Consider the following 17,466-nt stretch of genomic DNA (forward strand, 5'->3'; position numbering starts at 1 on the left):
CGGCCGCCCCCCCCCGCCGCGCCCCGGGGGGGGGGGGCCCGCCCCCCGGCCCCCCCCCCCCCCCGGCCCCCCCCCCCCCCCCCCCCCCCCCCCCCCCCCCACTACCGGGTAGCGGTGTACCGGCTGCACCGTTCTGCGGGACGTACGCGTCTGCAATCTGCGCAGGCACTGACTTCATGCATCAACCACGGTCACGGCGCGCACAATACCGCCCATGCCCGCCTCCCCCGCTGCCGGTGCACCCGGCCAGAAGAATCCCAGCCTGCGTGAGCGCGTCAATGCGATGCGCAACCTGCCCCCGTTCCTGCGCCAGGTCTGGCAGACCAGCCCGGGGCTGACCCTGGCCAGCCTCGGCCTGCGCGTGATCCGTGCGTTGCTGCCGGTGGCGATGTTGTACGTCGGCAAGTTGATCATCGATGCCGCCGTGCAGCTCAGCCAGCATGATGCCGGCTTCCCGCCGTTCGGCGAGGCGCTGTCCAGTGGCCTGCTCAATCCCCTGCTGGGCCTGCTCGCGCTCGAGTTCGGCCTGGCGATGGCCTCGGACCTGCTTGGCCGCATGGTCAGCTACGCCGATACCCTGCTGTCGGAGCTGTTCACCAACGTCACCAGCGTGCGCTTGATGGAACACGCCGCCGAGCTGGACCTGGAGGATTTCGAAGACCCCGACCTGCAGGACAAACTGGACCGGGCACGGCGCCAGACCATGGGCCGGATGAACCTGATGAGCCAGCTGTTCGGCCAGGTGCAGGACAGCATCACGGTGGCCAGCCTCGCGGTCGGCCTGATCGTGTACGCGCCGTGGTTGATCCTGCTGCTGGCGGTCGCACTGATCCCGGCCTTCATCGGCGAATCGCACTTCAACGCAGCCGGCTACAGCCTCAACTTCCAGTGGACGCCCGAGCGCCGCCAGCTGGAGTACCTGCGCCAGATCGGGGCCAGCGTGGAGACCGCCAAGGAGGTGAAGATCTTCAACCTCCATCGCTTCCTGATCGATCGCTACAAACTACTCGCCGAGAAGTTCTATCTCGCCAACCGTGCGCTGGCCCGCAAGCGTGCGATCTGGGGCACGCTGCTGGCAGCACTCGGTACGCTGGGCTATTACGCCGCCTACGCCTACATCGCCTGGCGCACCGTGCGCGGCGATTTCTCGATCGGCGACCTCACCTTCCTGGCCGGCAGCTTCCTGCGCCTGCGCCAGCTGCTGGAAGGCCTGCTGATCGGCTTTTCACAGGTTGCCGGCCAGGCGCTGTACCTGGACGATCTGTTCTCGTTCTTCCAGATCGAACCGGAAATCCACTCGCGCCCGGATGCCATCGCCATCCCGCAGCCGATCACCCAGGGCTTCGTGTTCGAGAACGTCGGTTTCCGCTATCCCGACGCCGAAAGCTGGGCGGTGCGGCATCTGGATTTCGACCTGCGTGCCGGTGAAGTACTGGCGCTGGTGGGTGAGAACGGTGCCGGCAAAACCACCCTGGTCAAGCTGCTGGCCCGCCTGTACGACCCCGATGAAGGCCGCATCCTGCTCGATGGCCGCGACCTGCGCGACTACGACCTGGATGACCTGCGCGCCAACATGGGCGTGATCTTCCAGGATTTCGTGCGCTACAACCTCAGCGCCGGCGAGAACATCGGCGTCGGCCTGGTCGAGGCGATGGGCGACGACGCCCGCATCCGCGATGCCGCCCGGCGCGGCATGGCCGACGAGGTGATCGCCGGCCTGCCCGGTGGCTACGACCAGCTGATCGGCCGCCGCTTCAAGATGGGCGTGGACCTGTCCGGTGGCCAGTGGCAGAAGATTGCGATCGCGCGGGCCTACATGCGCGATGCGCAGGTCATGATCCTGGATGAACCGACCGCGGCGCTGGATGCGCGCAGCGAGTTCGAGGTGTTCCAGCGCTTCAAGGAACTGTCCGACAACCGCACTGCGGTGTTGATCTCGCACCGCTTTTCCTCGGTGCGCATGGCCGACCGCATCCTGGTGCTGGCCGGCGGCCGGATCGAGGCCAGCGGCACCCATGCCGAGCTGATGACCCAGGGCGGCCGGTATGCCGAACTGTTCGAACTGCAGGCGGCCGGTTACCGCTGAAACCCAGACACGACAGGCCTGTCCGGCCAGTCAATGAGAATTTATCTCATTTAAGATAAACTAGACCCGACGAAACCGACCAGAACCCCACCCCCATGTCTTCCGCTTTTGGCGCCGAAACGGTGCTTGAGGTCCGTCACTGGACCGACGCCTACTTCAGCTTCACCACGACCCGCGACAGCGGCTTCCGCTTCGAGAACGGCCAGTTCGTGATGATCGGCCTGGAAACCGAAGCGCGCCCATTGCTGCGCGCGTACTCCATCGCCAGTGCCAACTGGGAAGAAAACCTGGAGTTCTTCAGCATCAAGGTGCAGGACGGCCCGCTGACCTCGCGCCTGCAGCACATCAAGCCGGGCGACAAGGTGCTGGTCGGCAAGAAGCCTACCGGCACCCTGCTGATCAGCGACCTGCACCCGGGCAAGCACCTGTACCTGCTCGGCACCGGCACCGGCCTGGCGCCGTGGCTGTCGGTGATCAAGGACCCGGAAACCTACGAGCGCTTCGACAAGGTGATCCTCACCCACGGCGTGCGTTACGAAAAGGACCTGGCCTACCGCGAGCTGTTCGAGAAGGAACTGCGCGAGCACGAATTCCTCGGCGAGATGATCGGCGACAAGCTGCTCTACTATCCGGCCGTCACGCGCGAAGCCTTCCCCAACCAAGGCCGCCTGACCTCGCTGATGGAAAGCGGCGAGATGCAGAAGACCCTCGGCCTGCCGCCGCTGGATCCGGAAAACGACCGCGCCATGATCTGCGGCAGCCCGCAGATGCTGGCCGACCTGCGCACCGTGCTGGACAGCCGCGGCTTCCAGACCTCGCCGCGCATCGGCACCCCGGGCCACTACGTCTTCGAACGCGCGTTCGTCGAGAAGTAATCGCGGCGCCTGGCTCCGCGCGGCTGATCGACCAACCTGCGCGCCAGCCGGACAGAGCCCGGCTCTACGGGGCTGATTCGCCGACCGCGGCCCTGCCGCGAGAGCCGACCCTTGGTCGGCTCTCGCGGCAACGATCGCATGCACGTTGGGCTATATTCCGCGTCAGCCCGGCAACGGCCGGGCCTGACCTGGAGCCGTACCGATGATCAGGAAGATCCGCCCCGCCCTCGCCTGCCTGCTGCTCGCCATGAGCCTGGCTGCCAGCGCCGCCGCGCCCGCAACGCCCTCACCGAGAGCCGGCGATATCCCGCCGCAGATCCTGGGCAAGGACCGCCAGGGCAATGTGGTGGACCTGGCCAGCCAGCGCGGCAAGGTCGTCATCGTCACGTTCTGGGCCTCGTGGTGCGGCCCGTGCCGCAAGGAACTGCCGATCCTGGGCCAGCTGCAGAAGGTCATCGGGCATGACGCGCTGCAGGTCTACGCGGTGAACCTGAAGGAACCGCGCGCCGATTTCGCCGCCATCGCCCGCAGCCGCAAGGCCCCGCCACTGGACTACATCCACGACGCCAAGGGCGAGGTCAGCGACCAGTACGGCATCCAGACCATCCCGCACATGTTCATCATCGGCCACGACGGCAGCATCGCCGGCGTGCATCGCGGCTACTCCGAGCAGAGTCTGCCGAAAATCGTCGACGACATTCTCGCCCTCCTGCCCGAAGACGTGCGCAACCGGAAAGCAGGCGGCTGATTCCACCGCTGTGGTGTAGAGCCACGCCATTCGTGGCTGGAACGTTGGGAAATCCGGTGATGCGAGCCGGTAGAGCCACGCCATGCGTGGCTGGAACGTTGGGCGAACCGGTGATGCAAGCCGGTAGAGCCACGCCATGCGTGGCTGGGACATGTGGCCATCCGGTGATGCGAGGAGCCGGCCAGCGGCCGGCACTACCGGGATCACGGAGTCGGGCAGAGCCCGGCGTTACGCCAGCGCCGCCTCGATGTCGCCGCGCAGCGACTCGGGCTTGTCGGTCGGCGCATACCGCGCCAGCACCTGCCCATCACGGCCGACCAGGAACTTGCTGAAGTTCCACTTGATCCCGCGCGTGCCCAGCACCCCGGCCTTCTCGGCCTTGAGCCACTGCCACAGCGGATCAGCGCCGTCGCCGTTGACCTCCACCTTGTCCGACATCGGGAAACTGACCCCATAGGTCAGCGAACAGAACTCCCCGATCTGCGCCGCATCGCCCGGCTCCTGGTGCCCGAACTGATCGCAGGGGAACCCGATCACCACCAGCCCGCGCGGCCCGAATTCGCGCCACAACGCCTCCAGCCCCTCGTACTGCGGCGTAAAGCCACACTTGCTGGCCACATTGACCAGCAGCAACACCTTGCCCCGGTACTGCGCCAACGCCTGTGGCTGGCCCGACAGATCCACGAACGGGAAATCGAAGGCAGTGGTCATGGCAGGGAGCTCCGGTGGAAAGGCCTCTCATCTTAGCTCGCCCAGCGTGTTCGGCCTGGTGGGCTGAGGAGCCGGCCGGTGGGCTGAGGAGCCGGCCAGCGGCCGGCACTACGCTTCTTGATGGGCTGAGGAGCCGGTCGGTGGGCTGAGGAGCCGGTCGGTGGGCTGAGGAGCCGGCCAGCGGCCGGCACTACGCCTCGGGACGGCAACGACCGGGCTGGCTCTTGCAGTGGCCGCACCCTTCGCAATGCCCTGGCCTGGCCAAAACATGCCTTTCGACACAAGCCGCTCCCCAACGGCCCGGGTTACCCTCAAAGACTTGTCTGACCGGAGAATTCCCCTTGACCACCCGTCTTGCCCTCGCCGTCGCCGTGACCCTCGGCCTGGCCCTGCCCGCCTATTCCGCCACCGCCGCCACCCCGGCCGCGACCACCGCCCAGCAGGCCAACCCGTTCTTCGCCGACAGCCCGCTGCCGCTGCACTTCCCGCAGTTCGACAAGATCAAGGACAGCGACTTCGCCCCCGCCTTCGACGCCGGCATGGCCCAGCAGCTGAAGGAAGTGGACGCGATCGCCAACAACAAGGCCAAGCCGACCTTCGACAACACCCTCATCGCCCTGGAAAAGAGCGGTGAGACCCTGGACCGCGCCACCACCGTGTTCTTCAGCCTGGTCGGTGCCGATACCAACGACGCACGCAAGAAGCTGCAGGCCGACTACTCCGCCCGCTTCGCCGCGCACAGCGACGCCATCGCGCTCAACGGCAAGCTGTTTGCCCGCATCCAGACCCTGTATGACACCCGCACCCAGCTCGGCCTGGACGCCGAAGGCATGCGCCTGGTCGAGAAGTACTACGAGAGCTACGTCCGCGCCGGCGCCAAGCTGTCCGAAGCCGACAAGACCAAGCTCAAGGAAATGAACGCCGAGCTGGCCAACCTGGGCACCAAGTTCAGCCAGAACGTGCTGGCCGAAGTGAATGCCTCGGCGATCACCGTCGATGACGTCAAGGACCTGGACGGCCTCTCGCAGGAGCAGATCTCCGCCGCTGCCGAAGCCGCCAAGGCCCGTGGCCAGGACGGCAAGTACGTCATCACCCTGCTCAACACCACCGGCCAGCCGCCGCTGACCAACCTGGCCAACCGCGCCCTGCGCCAGAAGATCTACGAAGCCTCCATCACCCGCGGCAGCCGCGGCGGTGAGTACGACAACACCGCCCTGGTCTCGCGCATCATGCAGCTGCGTGCCGACAAGGCCAAGCTGATGGGCTTTGCGAACTTCGCCGCCTACAACCTGACCAACCAGACCGCCAAGACCCCCGAAGCGGTCAACGCCATGCTCGGCCAGCTCGCCCCGGCCGCCGTCGCCAACGCCAAGCGCGAAGCCGCCGACCTGCAGGCGATGATCGACAAGGAGCAGAAGGCCGCCGGAAAGCCCACCTTCAAGCTGGAAGCATGGGACTGGGCGTTCTACAGCGAGAAGGTCCGCCAGGCCAAGTACAACTTCGACGAATCCCAGCTCAAGCCGTACTTCGAAATGAAGAACGTGCTCGAAAACGGCGTCTTCCACGCCGCCCAGCTCGAGTTCGGCCTGACTTTCAAGCAGCGCACCGACCTGCCGGTCTACCACGACGACGTCACCGTCTATGACGTGTTCGATGCCGACGGCAGCCAGCTGGCGATCTTCATCTTCGACCCGTATGCACGCGCCTCCAAGCGCGGCGGTGCGTGGATGAACTCGTACGTCTCGCAGTCCGAGCTGACCGGCTTCAAGCCGGTGGTCGCCAACCACCTCAACATCCCCAAGCCGCCGGCCGGCAAGCCGACCCTGCTGACCTGGGATGAAGTGACCACCACCTTCCACGAATTCGGCCACGCCCTGCACGGCATGTTCTCGAACGTGAAGTACCCCTACTTCTCGGGCACCTCGGTGCCGCGCGACTTCGTCGAGTTCCCCTCGCAGGTCAACGAGATGTGGGCCGATGACCCGGTCATCCTGAAGAACTACGCCAAGCACTACCAGAACGGCACGGCCATGCCGCAGGCCCTGCTCGACAAGGTCGTCGCCGCCGCCAAGTTCAACCAGGGCTTCGCCACCACCGAATACCTCGGTGCGGCCATGCTCGACCAGCGCTGGCACCAGATCGGTCCGGACCAGGTCCCGGCCGCCAAGGACGTGATGAAGTTCGAAGCCGAGGCCCTGGCCAAGGACGGCATCTTCTACGCGCCGGTCCCGCCGCGCTACAAGACCCCGTACTTCAGCCACATCATGGGCGGCTACTCGGCCGGCTACTACGCCTACATCTGGTCTGAAGTGCTCGACGCCAACACCCAGAAGTGGTTCCGCGAAAACGGCGGCCTGAGCCGCAAGAACGGCGATCACTTCCGCCAAACCCTGCTTTCCAAGGGCGGCAGCGTGGATGCAATGGAACTGTTCCAGAACTTCGCCGGCCATGCCCCGCAGATCGAGCCGCTGCTCGAAAAGCGCGGCCTGACCTCGGGTGACGGCAAGAAGTAAGCGTCCGCCTCAACGACGTGCACAACGAAAAACGCCCGGCACCGCCGGGCGTTTTTTTTGTGCCGCCAGCTCATCTCACCGTGGCGCTACGTAGCCTCCAGGCACGCCATTGGGCGACAACACCAGCTGCCACAACTGTGCATGCCGGCAGCGGAAACTCGCCATCGAACCGGCCAGATAGAATCGCCACATCCGGCGGAACCGTTCGTCATACCGCTGCGCATCCAGGCGCGGCCACGCCACCTCGATGTTGGCCCGCCACGCCTGCAGGGTCCGGTCGTAATCGGTGCCGAAGTTGTGCCAGTCCTCCAGCACGAACAACCCTTCGAACGCGTCGGTCACCTGCGCCGCCGAGGGCAGCATCGAGTTCGGGAAGATGTACTTTGCGATCCACGGATCGGTGCGATGCCGCGACAGATTGCTGCCGATCGAATGCAGCAGGAACAATCCTTCCGGCCGCAGGCAGCGCCGCGCCATCTCGAAGTACCCGCGATAGTTCTTGTCGCCCACGTGCTCGAACATCCCCACCGACAGGATCGCGTCGAAGGACTCCTCCACGTCGTGGTAGTCCTGCAACCGTATCTCGACCGGCAACCCCGCGCACAACTGCCGCGCATAGTCCGCCTGCTCCTGCGAGATCGTCACGCCGACGCCGGAGACGCCATAGCGCTCGGCCGCGAACTTCAGCGCCTCGCCCCACCCGCAGCCGATATCCAGAATGCGCTGGCCGGGGCGCAGGCCCAGCTTGCGGCAGATCAGATCGAGCTTGGCCTCCTGCGCCGTGTCCAGGTCCGCAGCTTCGCGCCAGTAACCGCAGCTGTAGACCAGCCGCTGGCCGAGCATCGCCTCGTACAGATCATTGCCCAGGTCGTAATGGCGACGGCCGACCTCGAAACTGCCGGCGCCGGCCTGCAGATTGAACACCCGCGCCTTGATCGCATCGGCCAGATCGCGCCAGCCGTGCACGCGTTCGTCCAGATGCGCCTGCATCAGATGAAAGAGGAAGTCGTCCAGCGCGCGGGCATCCCACTGCCCGTCCATGTAACTCTCGCCCAGGCCCAGCGAGCCCTGGGCCATGACCCGTGCATAGAAGCGCGGGTCGTGCACCGTGATGTCCTGCGGCTGGTCACCGCCAACGGTGACCCCCGCTTCGTGCAGCAACCCCGTGACCCGTCGTTGCAGCCCAGCGTCCACATCGCCTCCGTCGATCAGCCCCGGGCGAACAACCCCGCGACATCCTGACCCACGTGCGGCACCAGCACGGCGGCCGGGACGTCCACGGTCTGCGTGCCGTCCGAGTACGGCCCTACCTGGTAGGGCGGGAACACGAAGCGTATCGCAGAGATGCGTCCGTCGGAACCGGTCAGCGGCTGGAACTGGCTGAAGTTGTCCGCGCTGGGCCCGGTGCCATCGGCGATCATCCGGCTGGCGTTGCGCAGGGATTCCTGCATCTGCGCAGGCTCCATCTCATCGCCGCTCAGGCGCGTGGCCACGCGTTCGCGCAGCTGGTCGGCCACGTAGTCGCTGATCGCCTTCCAGCCCTTGGCATCGGCCACCAGCTTGTCGGCGGTCAGCATCTGCTGCTGCTCCGGCAGCCATACGAAGCGTGCCACCAGCGGCTCACCGTGGGCGCCACCGGTGTAACGGCTGCCATCGGCGGTCACCACCACCAGCTGCGGCGTCTCCAGCACCTTCTCGAAGGTCAGCGAGAGCTCGTAGGGCATGGTCGGCTTGTCGTTTCCCAGCCCGTCCAGCGCCTGCTGCAGCTCGGCTCGGGCGCTGTCGGCATAGCTGCCCAGCGTCTTGGCCAGGCCCGGATACCGTGCGATGTCCGGCGGATAGGTAATCCCGACCACCGCCTGCGGCGAGGTCTCGATCACGTCGCGCAGCTCGACCGGCGCATCCGGCGTCGCCGTCGGTGCAGCCGGTTCGGCGGCGGTATCGGCCGCTGCCACCGGCGCCTGTGCGTCACCGTCGCGCTTGCAGCCTGCCACCACCACCAAGCCCATAGCCAAGGCCAACGCGCTGGTGCGCAGCGCGCAACGGTTTCCTGCGATGTTCATCCTGAAATCCCCTTGTTGTAACCCACTATCATGATCGGCCATCCCTGAAGCATGACCCGCTGCCCTCATCGGACCAGCAGGTCGTCGTACTCCTCGTGCCGCTGCAGGAACGCTTCGGCGTACGCGCAGGCAGGCACTACCTTGAATCTGTGTTCGCGCGCGTAGCGCAGCGCCACCTTGGTCAACTCACCGGCCACGCCGCGGCCGGCGATCGGCTCGGGCACCTCGGTGTGGGTGATGATCATCCGCTTGCGCTTGATCTGGTAATCCAGCAGCGCCAGATGCCCTTTGACCCGGGCCTGGAACCGGTGATGGGCCAGATCGTGCTCCACCTCGTAAGCCAGTCCGGGCGGCGTGACCGAAGCCATGAGCGGTGTCTCCTGCGGCGACTGCAGCGATAGTGCGCAGCCGGCCGCCATGATCGCGTGAAGCCTGAACAGGGGCAAGCAGCGACGTGGCGCGTCACATCCGGCCCTAAAGGCTGGAGCCGCCATGCCGATATCGGATCCGGACAGGGCGTAAAAGCTGGCATGGCTTTTGCGAACACCTGCCTGCACGCACCCGCTCTTCCGGAGGTCCGCATGGACAACACCGCACCTGCCCCCGCCGCCCACGGCGATGCCGACAGCTCCCTGCTCGAGGGCCTGTTCCAGCTGGCCGTGAACGGCCAGACCCAGGGCTGGGAATTCGACCAGATCAACCACGAGGTCTACGCCCGGCTGCTCAGCACCTATGGCGTGGACGGCAAGAAGGCCGCCTGACGGTTGCCGGGCTCACGACCAACGGTCGTGAGCTACCCCCCGGCGCGACGACGCATCGACCCACCGTCGGTAGGTACCGACCGTTGGTCGGTACGCCCCACCCCGCGCCAGATACCACGTCGTAGGTACCGACCGTTGGTCGGTACGCGCCGAATCAACCGCCGAGGCGGAAGGTGGGGTTGCTCAGCTCACGCAGGAAGTGGCTGAAGATGCTCGGCTGCATGGCCAGCATGAACAGCACGCCGAAGGCCGCACCGGCCAGGTGCGCGCTGTGGTTGATGCGGTCGCCGCCACGGCGGTCCATCCAGATGCTGTAGCCGACGTAGAACACCGCATAGATGATCGCCGGGGCCGGAATGAACAGCACCAGGATGATCGACCACGGCTTGATCAGGATGAAGGCGAACAGCACTGCCGAGACCGCGCCCGATGCCCCCAGGCTGAGGTAGTTCGGATTCTTCTGGTTCTTCAGGTAGCTGGGCAGGATCGAGACCAGCAACGCACCCAGGTAGAACGCCGGATAGGTCAGGTAGCTGCCGCTCAACTGCAGCATCACCTGTTCGATGAAGCCGCCGAAGAAGAACAGCGTGATCATGTTGAACGCCAGGTGGGACAGATCGGCGTGGATGAACCCGTAGGTGATCAGGCGATCGTACTGACGGTTGCGGTCCACTGCCGGCGGCCACAGGATCAGGCGGTCGGCGAGCGCACGGTTCTTGAACGCCATCCACGACACGATGACGGTGATGGCGATCAGCAGCAGGTTGACTGGGGTCATGTCAGGCTCAGGCGGTGCGGTAGTTGTCGACCATACGATAGCGCTTGGCATACCAACCGAAGGCCAACGCCGCCAGGAACGCAAAGCCGGCGAAGAAGAACATCAGGAACGCCGCCTCGCTCAAGCCGGTACTGGCGATCTGGTGGGTCACCGTGTCGTTGCGCACCGCCGCGTTGGACAGCAGCACCCACAGGTTGCCGATGGTGGTGGTCAGGTTCCAGAAGCTCATCACCACGCCCTTCATGGCCTGCGGCGCCTGGCTGTAGGCGAACTCCAGGCCGGTGGCCGAGACCAGCACTTCACCGAAGGTCAGCAGCGCGTAGGGCAGCATCTGCCAGAAGATGGACATGACGTTGCCGCCATCCATCATCACCTGGATACCGCCGACCACGATCCAGGCCAGGCCGCTGAAGGCGATGCCGGCGGTCATCCGGCGCAGCGCGGTCGGCTCGAAGCCGAAGCGGCGCAGCATCGGGTACAGCACCAGGTTGTTGAACGGGATCAGGATCATCACCAGCAGCGGGTTCAGCGCCTGCATCTGCGAGGCGGTGAACCAGCTCGGCATCGCCATCTGCTGGCCCTGCAGGACCCAGGTCGAGGCCTTCTGGTCGAACAGCGAGAAGAACGGCGTGGTCAGGGCGAAGATCACCAGCACGCGCAGCACCGAGCGCACGCCCTCCACCGCCTCGGCCGGGTGCACGGCGCGGGCGCGGTCCAGCTGGATCCAGGTGCCGCCACCGATGCCGGCCAACAGCAGGACCAGCGCGATGCACAGGCAGATCACGATGCCCAGGCTGCCGACCAGCCCCATCGAGGCCACCGCCAGCACCGCACCGAGGATGGCCAGGGTACGACCCGGACGGCCCTTGCCCGGCACCTGCGCCGACAGCGCGGTACGCACCACGTTGCCGAACGAATGCGGGTCCTTGGGCGGCAACGGGACCAGCACATAGCGCTTGCGGCCCATCCAGAACACGAAGGTGGCCACGAACATCAGGATGCCCGGGATGCCGAAGGCCCACGACGGACCCAGGTTCTTCAGCGCCAGCGGAATCAGCAGCGAGGCGAACAGCGAGCCGAAGTTGATGATCCAGTAGAAGGCGTCGAACACGACCTTGGCCAGATGTTTGTTGCTCTGGTCGAACTGGTCGCCCATGAACGAGGCCACCAGCGGCTTGATGCCGCCGGCACCCAGCGCGATCAGGCCCAGGCCGACGAAGAAGCCCTGGCGGCTGTCCTCGAAGATGGCCAGGCAGGCGTGGCCGGCGCAATAGATCAGGCTGAACCACAGGATGGTGTGGTACTTGCCGAAGAATTTGTCGGCCAGCCAGCCACCGAGCAGCGGGAAGAAATACACGCCGATCATGAAGCTGTGCATGATGTCCTTGGCCTCGCCGGCCCGGCCATCGGCGGTGATCTCCTGCAGCAGCAGCGAGGTGATCAGGAACTGCACCAGGATGTTGCGCATCCCATAGAAGCTGAAGCGTTCGCAGGCCTCATTGCCGATGATGTAGGGAATCTGGCGCGGCATCTTTCCTTTGCCGGCGCTGGCGGCTGCGATATTGCTCATCCTGTGGGGCTGTCCTGCGAACACGAAAGGACCAAGATTACCGGAAGCCCCCACCCCAGCGCACGCTGCACAGCTGCATGACAGGGGCCGCCGGACATGGCAGGCGGGCCGGAATCCCATCCGCGCGATGGCACCCGTGTCACGGATCGTCGACGGCGAAAGCGTAAACTTATCGTTATGCGCACGCACATCACCGGTGGGACCCGAGGTTGGACAGGCTGGATCCTGCTGCTGTTGCTGGCCGCGCCCGCCGCCGGCGCGCACGCGCGCCAGGCCGAGGACGCCCTGCCCTCGCTGAAGATCGCCACGCTGGAACTGCCGACCCAGGACGATGCCCAATGGCAACAGCGGCGTGACCAGGTGCTGCAGCTGCTGGAGTCGATGCAGCCGGACGTGATTGCGGTGCAGCGGGTGCTGCAGACCCAGGGCCGCAACCCCGCCTGCTGGCTGGCCAGCCGGCTGCGCTACAGCTGCGATTTCGTCACCGCCGATCCGCCCAGCCAGCCGCTGCGCCACGGCAGCGCCATGCTGACCCGGCTGCCGGTGACGGATGACGCCGTCACCCTGCTGCACCCGCCGGGGCAGTTCAGCGCGGCCGGGATGCTGCGGGTCAAGCTGCGCGAGGAACTGATCAACATCTACGTGGCCCGGCTTCGCCCGGAACCGGACGACGCGCAGATCCGCCGGCACCAGACCACCGATCTGATGACCTGGATCGGCGCGACCGCCGACGGCCTGCCTTCGCTGATCGCCGGCGACTTCTCGGCCGAGATCACCGAGCTGGTGGGAAGTACCCCGGGCTTCCAGCCGGCCCGCAAGAACCCCGGCGAACGCGTGGATCCGCCGTCGCTGGCCGGCGCGGCACGGGGGCACGGCCTGGACGTGCTGTTCCAGGTGAAGCACTTCGGCGGCATCCGCCAGGACAGCATCAAGCTGCCGGCCAGCGAGGGCGACGCTGCGGCGATGCGGCTGGGCACCATGGCCACCCTGCGCCTGCAGACGCCGGAAAGCACCAGCGCGCCCTGACCGGCACCGTTTGCGGAGGCCCAACGAAAAACGGCCAGGCATTACTGCCTGGCCGTTGGTGTTTCAGGCAACCGTGCCGATCAGGCGATGGCTTCCTGGTAACGACGCTCGACTTCGTTCCAGTCGACGACGTTGAAGAACGCGCCGATGTATTCCGGGCGACGGTTCTGGTACTTCAGGTAGTACGCGTGTTCCCACACGTCCAGGGCCAGGATCGGCGTGTTGCCGTCCATCAGCGGGCTGTCCTGGTTGGCGCTGCTTTCCACCACGACCTTCTTGTCCGGGGTGACGCTCAGCCAGGCCCAGCCGCTGCCGAAGCGGGTCAGCGCGGCCTTGGTGAAGGCCTCTTTGAACTTCTCGACACCGCCCAGCTGCGAATCGATCGCCTTGGCGACGTCACCGACCGGAGCGCCGCCGCCATTGGGCGACATCACGGTCCAGAACAGGGTGTGGTTGGCATGGCCGCCGCCGTTGTTGCGCACGACGCCCTGCAGGTTTTCCGGCAGCGACTTGGTCTTCTTGACCAGCTCTTCCACCGGCAGGTCGGCATATTCGGTGCCTTCCAGCGCAGCGTTGACGTTGTTGATGTACGTCTGGTGATGCTTGGTGTGGTGGATTTCCATCGTCGCTGCGTCGATATGCGGCTCGAGCGCGTCGTAGGCGTAGGACAGCTTGGGGAGGGTATAGGCCATGTGGTTCTCCTGGTAGCTCACTCACCCGGCAAAGACCGGGCGTTGCGGAGTCGATGATGGGGATGGCCGACAAGCTTACCAAGGGCGATGTAAAGGAAACTTCGTCCTGCGTGGTCGATGGCGTGTCGGCCGCGTTACGCGACAGTGACGGTGTACACCGGTGCGGCGCAGGCCCCGCGGTGCAGCATGCCTGTTCGGCTGGGCCTCACCGTGCCGGGCGATGATCGCAGTAGAGTAGTGGCCTCGCCCCTCTTCGCTGGCCCCTCATGCGCAAGCCGCTGTTGTTGTTGATCGCCATCGTGCTGCTGGTGGGAGGCCTGGCCGCCATCAAGCTGGCCCAGCGCCCGCCCGCGCCGCAGTTTGCGCCATCGCTGACCCAGCCCGACAGCGCGCCGGCCGCCCCTGCACCGACGTCATCGAGCCGGACGACGCGCGATCCCCTGCCCCCGTTCCTGCCGGCCGAAGCGCGCGACACCATCGCGCTGATCCAGCGTGGCGGCCCGTTCCCGCACCGCCAGGACGGCAGCATCTTCAGCAACCGCGAACAGCGGCTGCCGCAGCGGCCGCGCGGCTATTACCACGAATACACGGTGGACACGCCCGGCGCAGGCAATCGCGGCGCACGGCGCATTGTCACCGGCGGCACCCCCCCTACTGGCTGGTTCTATACCGATGATCACTATGAAACGTTCCGCAGTTTCGACGTTCCACCTGCCGGGAGCTGGCAATGACGCATGACGGATTCGAGTTGGGCCTGCACGACATCAACAACGCCGGCATCTATGCGATCGGCAACGATGATGTCGCCCCGTTGTCGGCGGCGATGCGCGATGCCGGCCTGCGTGTGATCCAGATCGACCTGGCCGGCTGCCAGGACAAGCGCACTTTGCTGATGCGGCTGGCCGCCCGCCTGGACTTCCCGACCGGCTTCGGCGGCAACTGGGATGCACTGACCGACAACCTGCGTGACCTGGCGTGGCTGCCGGCCAATGGCTATTCCCTGTTCTTCAACGACGCCGATACGCTGCGCAGCGAGGCGGGCGCGGAGTTCGACACGCTGCTGGATGTGCTGGACGAAGCCAGCCGCTACTGGGGCGAGAGCAACGTGCCGTTCTGGGCGTTCGTCGCGCTGCAGGACGCGGACGTGGAACCGGACGCGGACCCCGCAGCGTAACGCCCAGCATCCGGTAGAGCCACGCCATGCGTGGCTGCGAGGCGCCGTGACACCCGGCCGAAACCCAGCCACGCATGGCGTGGCTCTACCCGCCGCCGAGGCCGCGCCTCATCGGCTGCCGTTGTCTTCCTGCAGTTCCTTCTTGAACGGGATGTCCGGCGGCGGACGCGCGATGGCTGGCTGGTCCTGCATGTTCGGATCGCTCAAGCCACAGCCGCCGCCGAACTGCAGCACGGAGATCACGCAGGAAATCGACGAGCTCGTGCCAGGGATCGGAATCTCCACCGCCTTGATGCCCTTGCGGACCCATTCGGCCAGCAACGATTCGTTGGGCGCCCAGTACTTGTCGAACGAGGTCGGGGTGTAGTCGTACGGCGGGCGCTTGAGCCAGGTGCCGGACTGCGCGATGCGTTCTTTGCTCCAGCCATCTTTCTCGCCGCCCGGTGCGCCGCGCTCGCTGTTGCCGTGACCCTCCTGGCCGGGCACGCGCACACTGCCATCGGCCTTGAACAGACTGCTGCCATTGCCCTGGGTCGCACTGACGGCACGGCCGTTGAGATCGGCGTCCTGCGGATGATTGGCCGCGCCCCAGTCATCGGACCGGTTGGGCGTGGTCCAGCTGCCGGGCGGTGCCTTGGATGGGCTCGCCGGGGCGCGGGTCGCGGTCGGCGACGTGGACGTGCTGGCGGCCGTGCTGGCATTGGCGGCCGCCGGCGCCGTCGTCGTACTGCTCGCCGCGGCCGGTGATGGCGGTGCCGGACGCGGTGCGGCGTTGGGCACCGCGCGTTCGCGCACGGCGACCTCAGGCGATCGGCCCGGTACGGCCACCTCGCGCGTGGGCAGCGTGGCCACGTTCACCGCCGGCGCGGTCACCGGCCGGATCTCGCGTTCGCGCACCTGCACCTCACGTTGCGGCATGGTCGCCTCCACCCGGGGCCCGGCAATGGCCACGGTGGGGGTCGGGGCTTCGACCACCGTGACCTGCCGCTCCTGCACGGTCAGCTCGGGCGTGCGCAATTGCGGTTCGGCCGTTCGCGGAGTCGGCACGGTGGTACGCGGCGTCGGCGCTTCCACCGTGACCACGGTGCGCTCACGCACCGCGATGTCCTGCGGCTCGCGCGTCATCACCCGCACTTCGGTGCGCGGCACGCTGGTCGGCGGCACCACGAAATCGGTCGTGGCCTGGGCCACCTCGGTCGCCTGGACGGGCTGCTCCACCGCCGGCGTGGCGGGCGCCGGTGGCGCCGGTTGTGGCTCGCTTGGCGGTGCCGGCGCCGCGGCCGGCTGCGGGGCCGATGCTGTGCGCGCATCCGCTTCGGCCTGCGCCATCGCCTGCGCATTGGCCATCGCCGCAGCGATCGCCGCGTCCGCCGTGGCCGGCTCGGCAGCGGCCGGTGACGCCCCTTGCTCCTGCTGCGGGGTGCCGCGGCCGACTAACTCGACCTGCACGCGCCCGCTCTCGCCGCCCTGTTCGGGCTCGCTTGGCGGGCGGATCAAGGCCACCCACAGCAACAACAGCGCGAACATCAGATGCAGCAGCGCGCTGATCAGCGCAGAGGTCCAGCGCATCCAGCGCTGATCGCGCGGGGCCGGGTCCCAGCCCTGCCAGAGCAGCCGGCGCATCGCCTGGATGAAACTCAGTTCGGGCAGGCGCCCACCAGTGGGCATCGGCTCACGCTGGGCCAGTTCGGCAAGTACTTCGCTGGCCCGGAACGGCCGCGGCAATGGCGACAACGCGCGCAGCCACAGGCCCCACCCATAGGGGAGGCCCGTGGTTTTTTCGAGAATGCGCTTGTCCGGCTGGCGAGCCAGCAGCCAATCGAGGATGTCGTCAGCCCGGCGCAGTGGCACGCAGCGCGATCAGGCAGCCGTGCCGCGGGGAATGTACGGCGCGTCGCCACTCTCGTGGTCGGTCGCGTCGCGCACCGCGGTGATGCCGGGCACACGTCCCATCAAGGTCTTTTCGATGCCCTGCTTGAGCGTGACGTCGGCCATGCCGCAGCCCTGGCAGCCGCCGCCGAAGCGCAGCAGCACCACGCCCTCGGCCGAGACTTCCTGCACTGCGACCTTGCCGCCATGCGAGGCCAGCTGCGGATTGACTTCGTTCTCCACCACCCAGCGCACGCGCTCGACCAGGGAAGAACCTTCCGTCGGCGCCTCGCCCTTGATCTTCGGCGCCTTGATGGTCAGCTGCTGGCTGCCGGTGGCGTTGGTGACGAAATCGATCTCGGCGCCATCAAGCCAGGCCACGCTGGTGGCGGCCACGTAGAGGGTGAAGCCATCGCAGTCCACCGCCCACTCATCACCGAGCAGCTCGCCGGGATCGGCGAACTCCAGGCGGGCATCGGCGCGCGGGGTACCCGCATCGACGGCGGTAAGGCGCACACCCATGCCGGGCACGGCCTCACGCTCGATCAGCTTGCGGAAATAGGATTGGGCAGTGTCGGATATCTGGATCATCGGGCTATT

Annotated in this window: 17 protein-coding genes; 8 read left to right on the top strand and 9 right to left on the bottom strand. The window is 66.6% G+C overall.

The window, feature by feature from the left end; all coding sequences use genetic code 11:
- The first annotated feature begins 214 nt into the window (after positions 1-214).
- The 3 genes from PV764_RS04255 (at position 215) to PV764_RS04265 (ending at position 3,709) form a co-directional block, all read left to right on the top strand.
- On the top strand, positions 215-2,086 hold the full coding sequence (locus PV764_RS04255; protein ID WP_070470337.1) for an ABC transporter ATP-binding protein: 1,872 nt from the start codon (positions 215-217) through the stop codon (positions 2,084-2,086).
- A 95-nt stretch (positions 2,087-2,181) separates the two neighbouring features.
- A complete protein-coding gene (locus PV764_RS04260) occupies positions 2,182-2,961 on the top strand; it encodes a ferredoxin--NADP reductase (RefSeq protein ID WP_046274192.1) in 780 nt (259 codons plus the stop codon).
- Between the two features lie 202 nt (positions 2,962-3,163).
- Positions 3,164-3,709, top strand: a complete 546-nt coding sequence (locus PV764_RS04265; RefSeq protein ID WP_019185906.1) for a TlpA disulfide reductase family protein — start codon at positions 3,164-3,166, stop codon at positions 3,707-3,709.
- Positions 3,710-3,937: 228 nt separating this feature from the next.
- Here the strand turns inward: PV764_RS04265 and PV764_RS04270 are convergent, their stop codons facing one another.
- The gene (locus tag PV764_RS04270) at positions 3,938-4,420 is read right to left on the bottom strand and encodes a glutathione peroxidase (RefSeq protein WP_046274194.1); all 483 of its coding nucleotides are present in this window, start codon (positions 4,418-4,420) and stop codon (positions 3,938-3,940) included.
- Positions 4,421-4,761: 341 nt separating this feature from the next.
- On the opposite strand from PV764_RS04270, the gene PV764_RS04275 reads away from it, so the two are divergent.
- Complete coding sequence (locus tag PV764_RS04275; RefSeq protein WP_421116233.1) at positions 4,762-6,933, top strand: M3 family metallopeptidase; 2,172 nt, start codon at positions 4,762-4,764, stop codon at positions 6,931-6,933.
- Between the two features lie 75 nt (positions 6,934-7,008).
- Here PV764_RS04275 and cfa read toward each other — a convergent pair whose 3' ends face one another.
- From cfa to PV764_RS04290, 3 genes are read right to left on the bottom strand one after another with little or no spacing between them, the layout of a single operon-like run.
- Entirely contained in the window at positions 7,009-8,127 is a 1,119-nt protein-coding gene (gene cfa, locus PV764_RS04280; RefSeq protein WP_019182902.1) for a cyclopropane fatty acyl phospholipid synthase, read from the bottom strand.
- Positions 8,128-8,141: 14 nt separating this feature from the next.
- Positions 8,142-9,038, bottom strand: coding sequence for a DUF3298 and DUF4163 domain-containing protein (locus PV764_RS04285; protein WP_026069735.1), 897 nt, complete (start codon positions 9,036-9,038; stop codon positions 8,142-8,144).
- Between the two features lie 23 nt (positions 9,039-9,061).
- A complete protein-coding gene (locus tag PV764_RS04290; protein ID WP_019182900.1) occupies positions 9,062-9,364 on the bottom strand; it encodes a GNAT family N-acetyltransferase in 303 nt (100 codons plus the stop codon).
- A gap of 213 nt (positions 9,365-9,577) precedes the next feature.
- On the opposite strand from PV764_RS04290, the gene PV764_RS04295 reads away from it, so the two are divergent.
- Entirely contained in the window at positions 9,578-9,757 is a 180-nt protein-coding gene (locus tag PV764_RS04295; protein ID WP_019182899.1) for a hypothetical protein, read from the top strand.
- Between the two features lie 154 nt (positions 9,758-9,911).
- On the opposite strand, the gene PV764_RS04300 is transcribed toward PV764_RS04295, so the two are convergent.
- Positions 9,912-10,535 (bottom strand): rhomboid family intramembrane serine protease, encoded by a 624-nt coding sequence (locus PV764_RS04300; RefSeq protein ID WP_019182898.1) that lies wholly within the window; start codon positions 10,533-10,535, stop codon positions 9,912-9,914.
- A 7-nt stretch (positions 10,536-10,542) separates the two neighbouring features.
- Positions 10,543-12,105, bottom strand: coding sequence for an oligopeptide:H+ symporter (locus PV764_RS04305; protein WP_070470348.1), 1,563 nt, complete (start codon positions 12,103-12,105; stop codon positions 10,543-10,545).
- A gap of 177 nt (positions 12,106-12,282) precedes the next feature.
- Here PV764_RS04305 and PV764_RS04310 point away from each other — a divergent pair, with 177 nt between their 5' ends.
- The gene (locus PV764_RS04310; RefSeq protein WP_019182896.1) at positions 12,283-13,131 is read left to right on the top strand and encodes an endonuclease/exonuclease/phosphatase family protein; all 849 of its coding nucleotides are present in this window, start codon (positions 12,283-12,285) and stop codon (positions 13,129-13,131) included.
- Between the two features lie 80 nt (positions 13,132-13,211).
- Here PV764_RS04310 and PV764_RS04315 read toward each other — a convergent pair whose 3' ends face one another.
- A complete protein-coding gene (locus tag PV764_RS04315) occupies positions 13,212-13,823 on the bottom strand; it encodes a superoxide dismutase (RefSeq protein ID WP_019182895.1) in 612 nt (203 codons plus the stop codon).
- Between the two features lie 266 nt (positions 13,824-14,089).
- Here PV764_RS04315 and PV764_RS04320 point away from each other — a divergent pair, with 266 nt between their 5' ends.
- Both PV764_RS04320 and PV764_RS04325 read left to right on the top strand, forming a co-directional pair.
- On the top strand, positions 14,090-14,554 hold the full coding sequence (locus PV764_RS04320) for a ribonuclease domain-containing protein (protein WP_019182894.1): 465 nt from the start codon (positions 14,090-14,092) through the stop codon (positions 14,552-14,554).
- On the top strand, positions 14,551-14,997 hold the full coding sequence (locus tag PV764_RS04325; protein ID WP_284129041.1) for a barstar family protein: 447 nt from the start codon (positions 14,551-14,553) through the stop codon (positions 14,995-14,997). The genes PV764_RS04320 and PV764_RS04325 overlap by 4 nt, the downstream gene beginning before the upstream one ends.
- A gap of 108 nt (positions 14,998-15,105) precedes the next feature.
- Here the strand turns inward: PV764_RS04325 and PV764_RS04330 are convergent, their stop codons facing one another.
- A complete protein-coding gene (locus PV764_RS04330) occupies positions 15,106-16,848 on the bottom strand; it encodes a hypothetical protein (protein WP_284129040.1) in 1,743 nt (580 codons plus the stop codon).
- A 9-nt stretch (positions 16,849-16,857) separates the two neighbouring features.
- Positions 16,858-17,457 carry an NfuA family Fe-S biogenesis protein gene (locus PV764_RS04335; protein WP_019182890.1) on the bottom strand — a complete coding sequence of 200 codons (600 nt, stop codon included), beginning with the start codon at positions 17,455-17,457 and terminating at the stop codon, positions 16,858-16,860.
- Between the last annotated feature and the right edge of the window lie 9 nt (positions 17,458-17,466).

Origin of the sequence: Stenotrophomonas sp. AS1, assembly GCF_048957655.1 — a bacterium.
In the GTDB taxonomy this organism is placed as follows: domain Bacteria; phylum Pseudomonadota; class Gammaproteobacteria; order Xanthomonadales; family Xanthomonadaceae; genus Stenotrophomonas; species Stenotrophomonas bentonitica_A.

Bases quoted from the DNA above. Each gene is read 5' to 3' on its own strand.
- PV764_RS04255 (WP_070470337.1), top strand. From the start codon at position 215: ATGCCCGCCTCCCCCGCTGCCGGTGCACCCGGCCAGAAGAATCCCAGC.
- PV764_RS04260 (WP_046274192.1), top strand. From the start codon at position 2,182: ATGTCTTCCGCTTTTGGCGCCGAAACGGTGCTTGAGGTCCGTCACTGG.
- PV764_RS04265 (WP_019185906.1), top strand. From the start codon at position 3,164: ATGATCAGGAAGATCCGCCCCGCCCTCGCCTGCCTGCTGCTCGCCATG.
- PV764_RS04270 (WP_046274194.1), bottom strand. From the start codon at position 4,420: ATGACCACTGCCTTCGATTTCCCGTTCGTGGATCTGTCGGGCCAGCCA.
- PV764_RS04285 (WP_026069735.1), bottom strand. From the start codon at position 9,038: ATGGCCGATCATGATAGTGGGTTACAACAAGGGGATTTCAGGATGAAC.
- PV764_RS04290 (WP_019182900.1), bottom strand. From the start codon at position 9,364: ATGGCTTCGGTCACGCCGCCCGGACTGGCTTACGAGGTGGAGCACGAT.
- PV764_RS04295 (WP_019182899.1), top strand. From the start codon at position 9,578: ATGGACAACACCGCACCTGCCCCCGCCGCCCACGGCGATGCCGACAGC.
- PV764_RS04300 (WP_019182898.1), bottom strand. From the start codon at position 10,535: ATGACCCCAGTCAACCTGCTGCTGATCGCCATCACCGTCATCGTGTCG.
- PV764_RS04305 (WP_070470348.1), bottom strand. From the start codon at position 12,105: ATGAGCAATATCGCAGCCGCCAGCGCCGGCAAAGGAAAGATGCCGCGC.
- PV764_RS04310 (WP_019182896.1), top strand. From the start codon at position 12,283: ATGCGCACGCACATCACCGGTGGGACCCGAGGTTGGACAGGCTGGATC.
- PV764_RS04315 (WP_019182895.1), bottom strand. From the start codon at position 13,823: ATGGCCTATACCCTCCCCAAGCTGTCCTACGCCTACGACGCGCTCGAG.
- PV764_RS04320 (WP_019182894.1), top strand. From the start codon at position 14,090: ATGCGCAAGCCGCTGTTGTTGTTGATCGCCATCGTGCTGCTGGTGGGA.
- PV764_RS04325 (WP_284129041.1), top strand. From the start codon at position 14,551: ATGACGCATGACGGATTCGAGTTGGGCCTGCACGACATCAACAACGCC.
- PV764_RS04335 (WP_019182890.1), bottom strand. From the start codon at position 17,457: ATGATCCAGATATCCGACACTGCCCAATCCTATTTCCGCAAGCTGATC.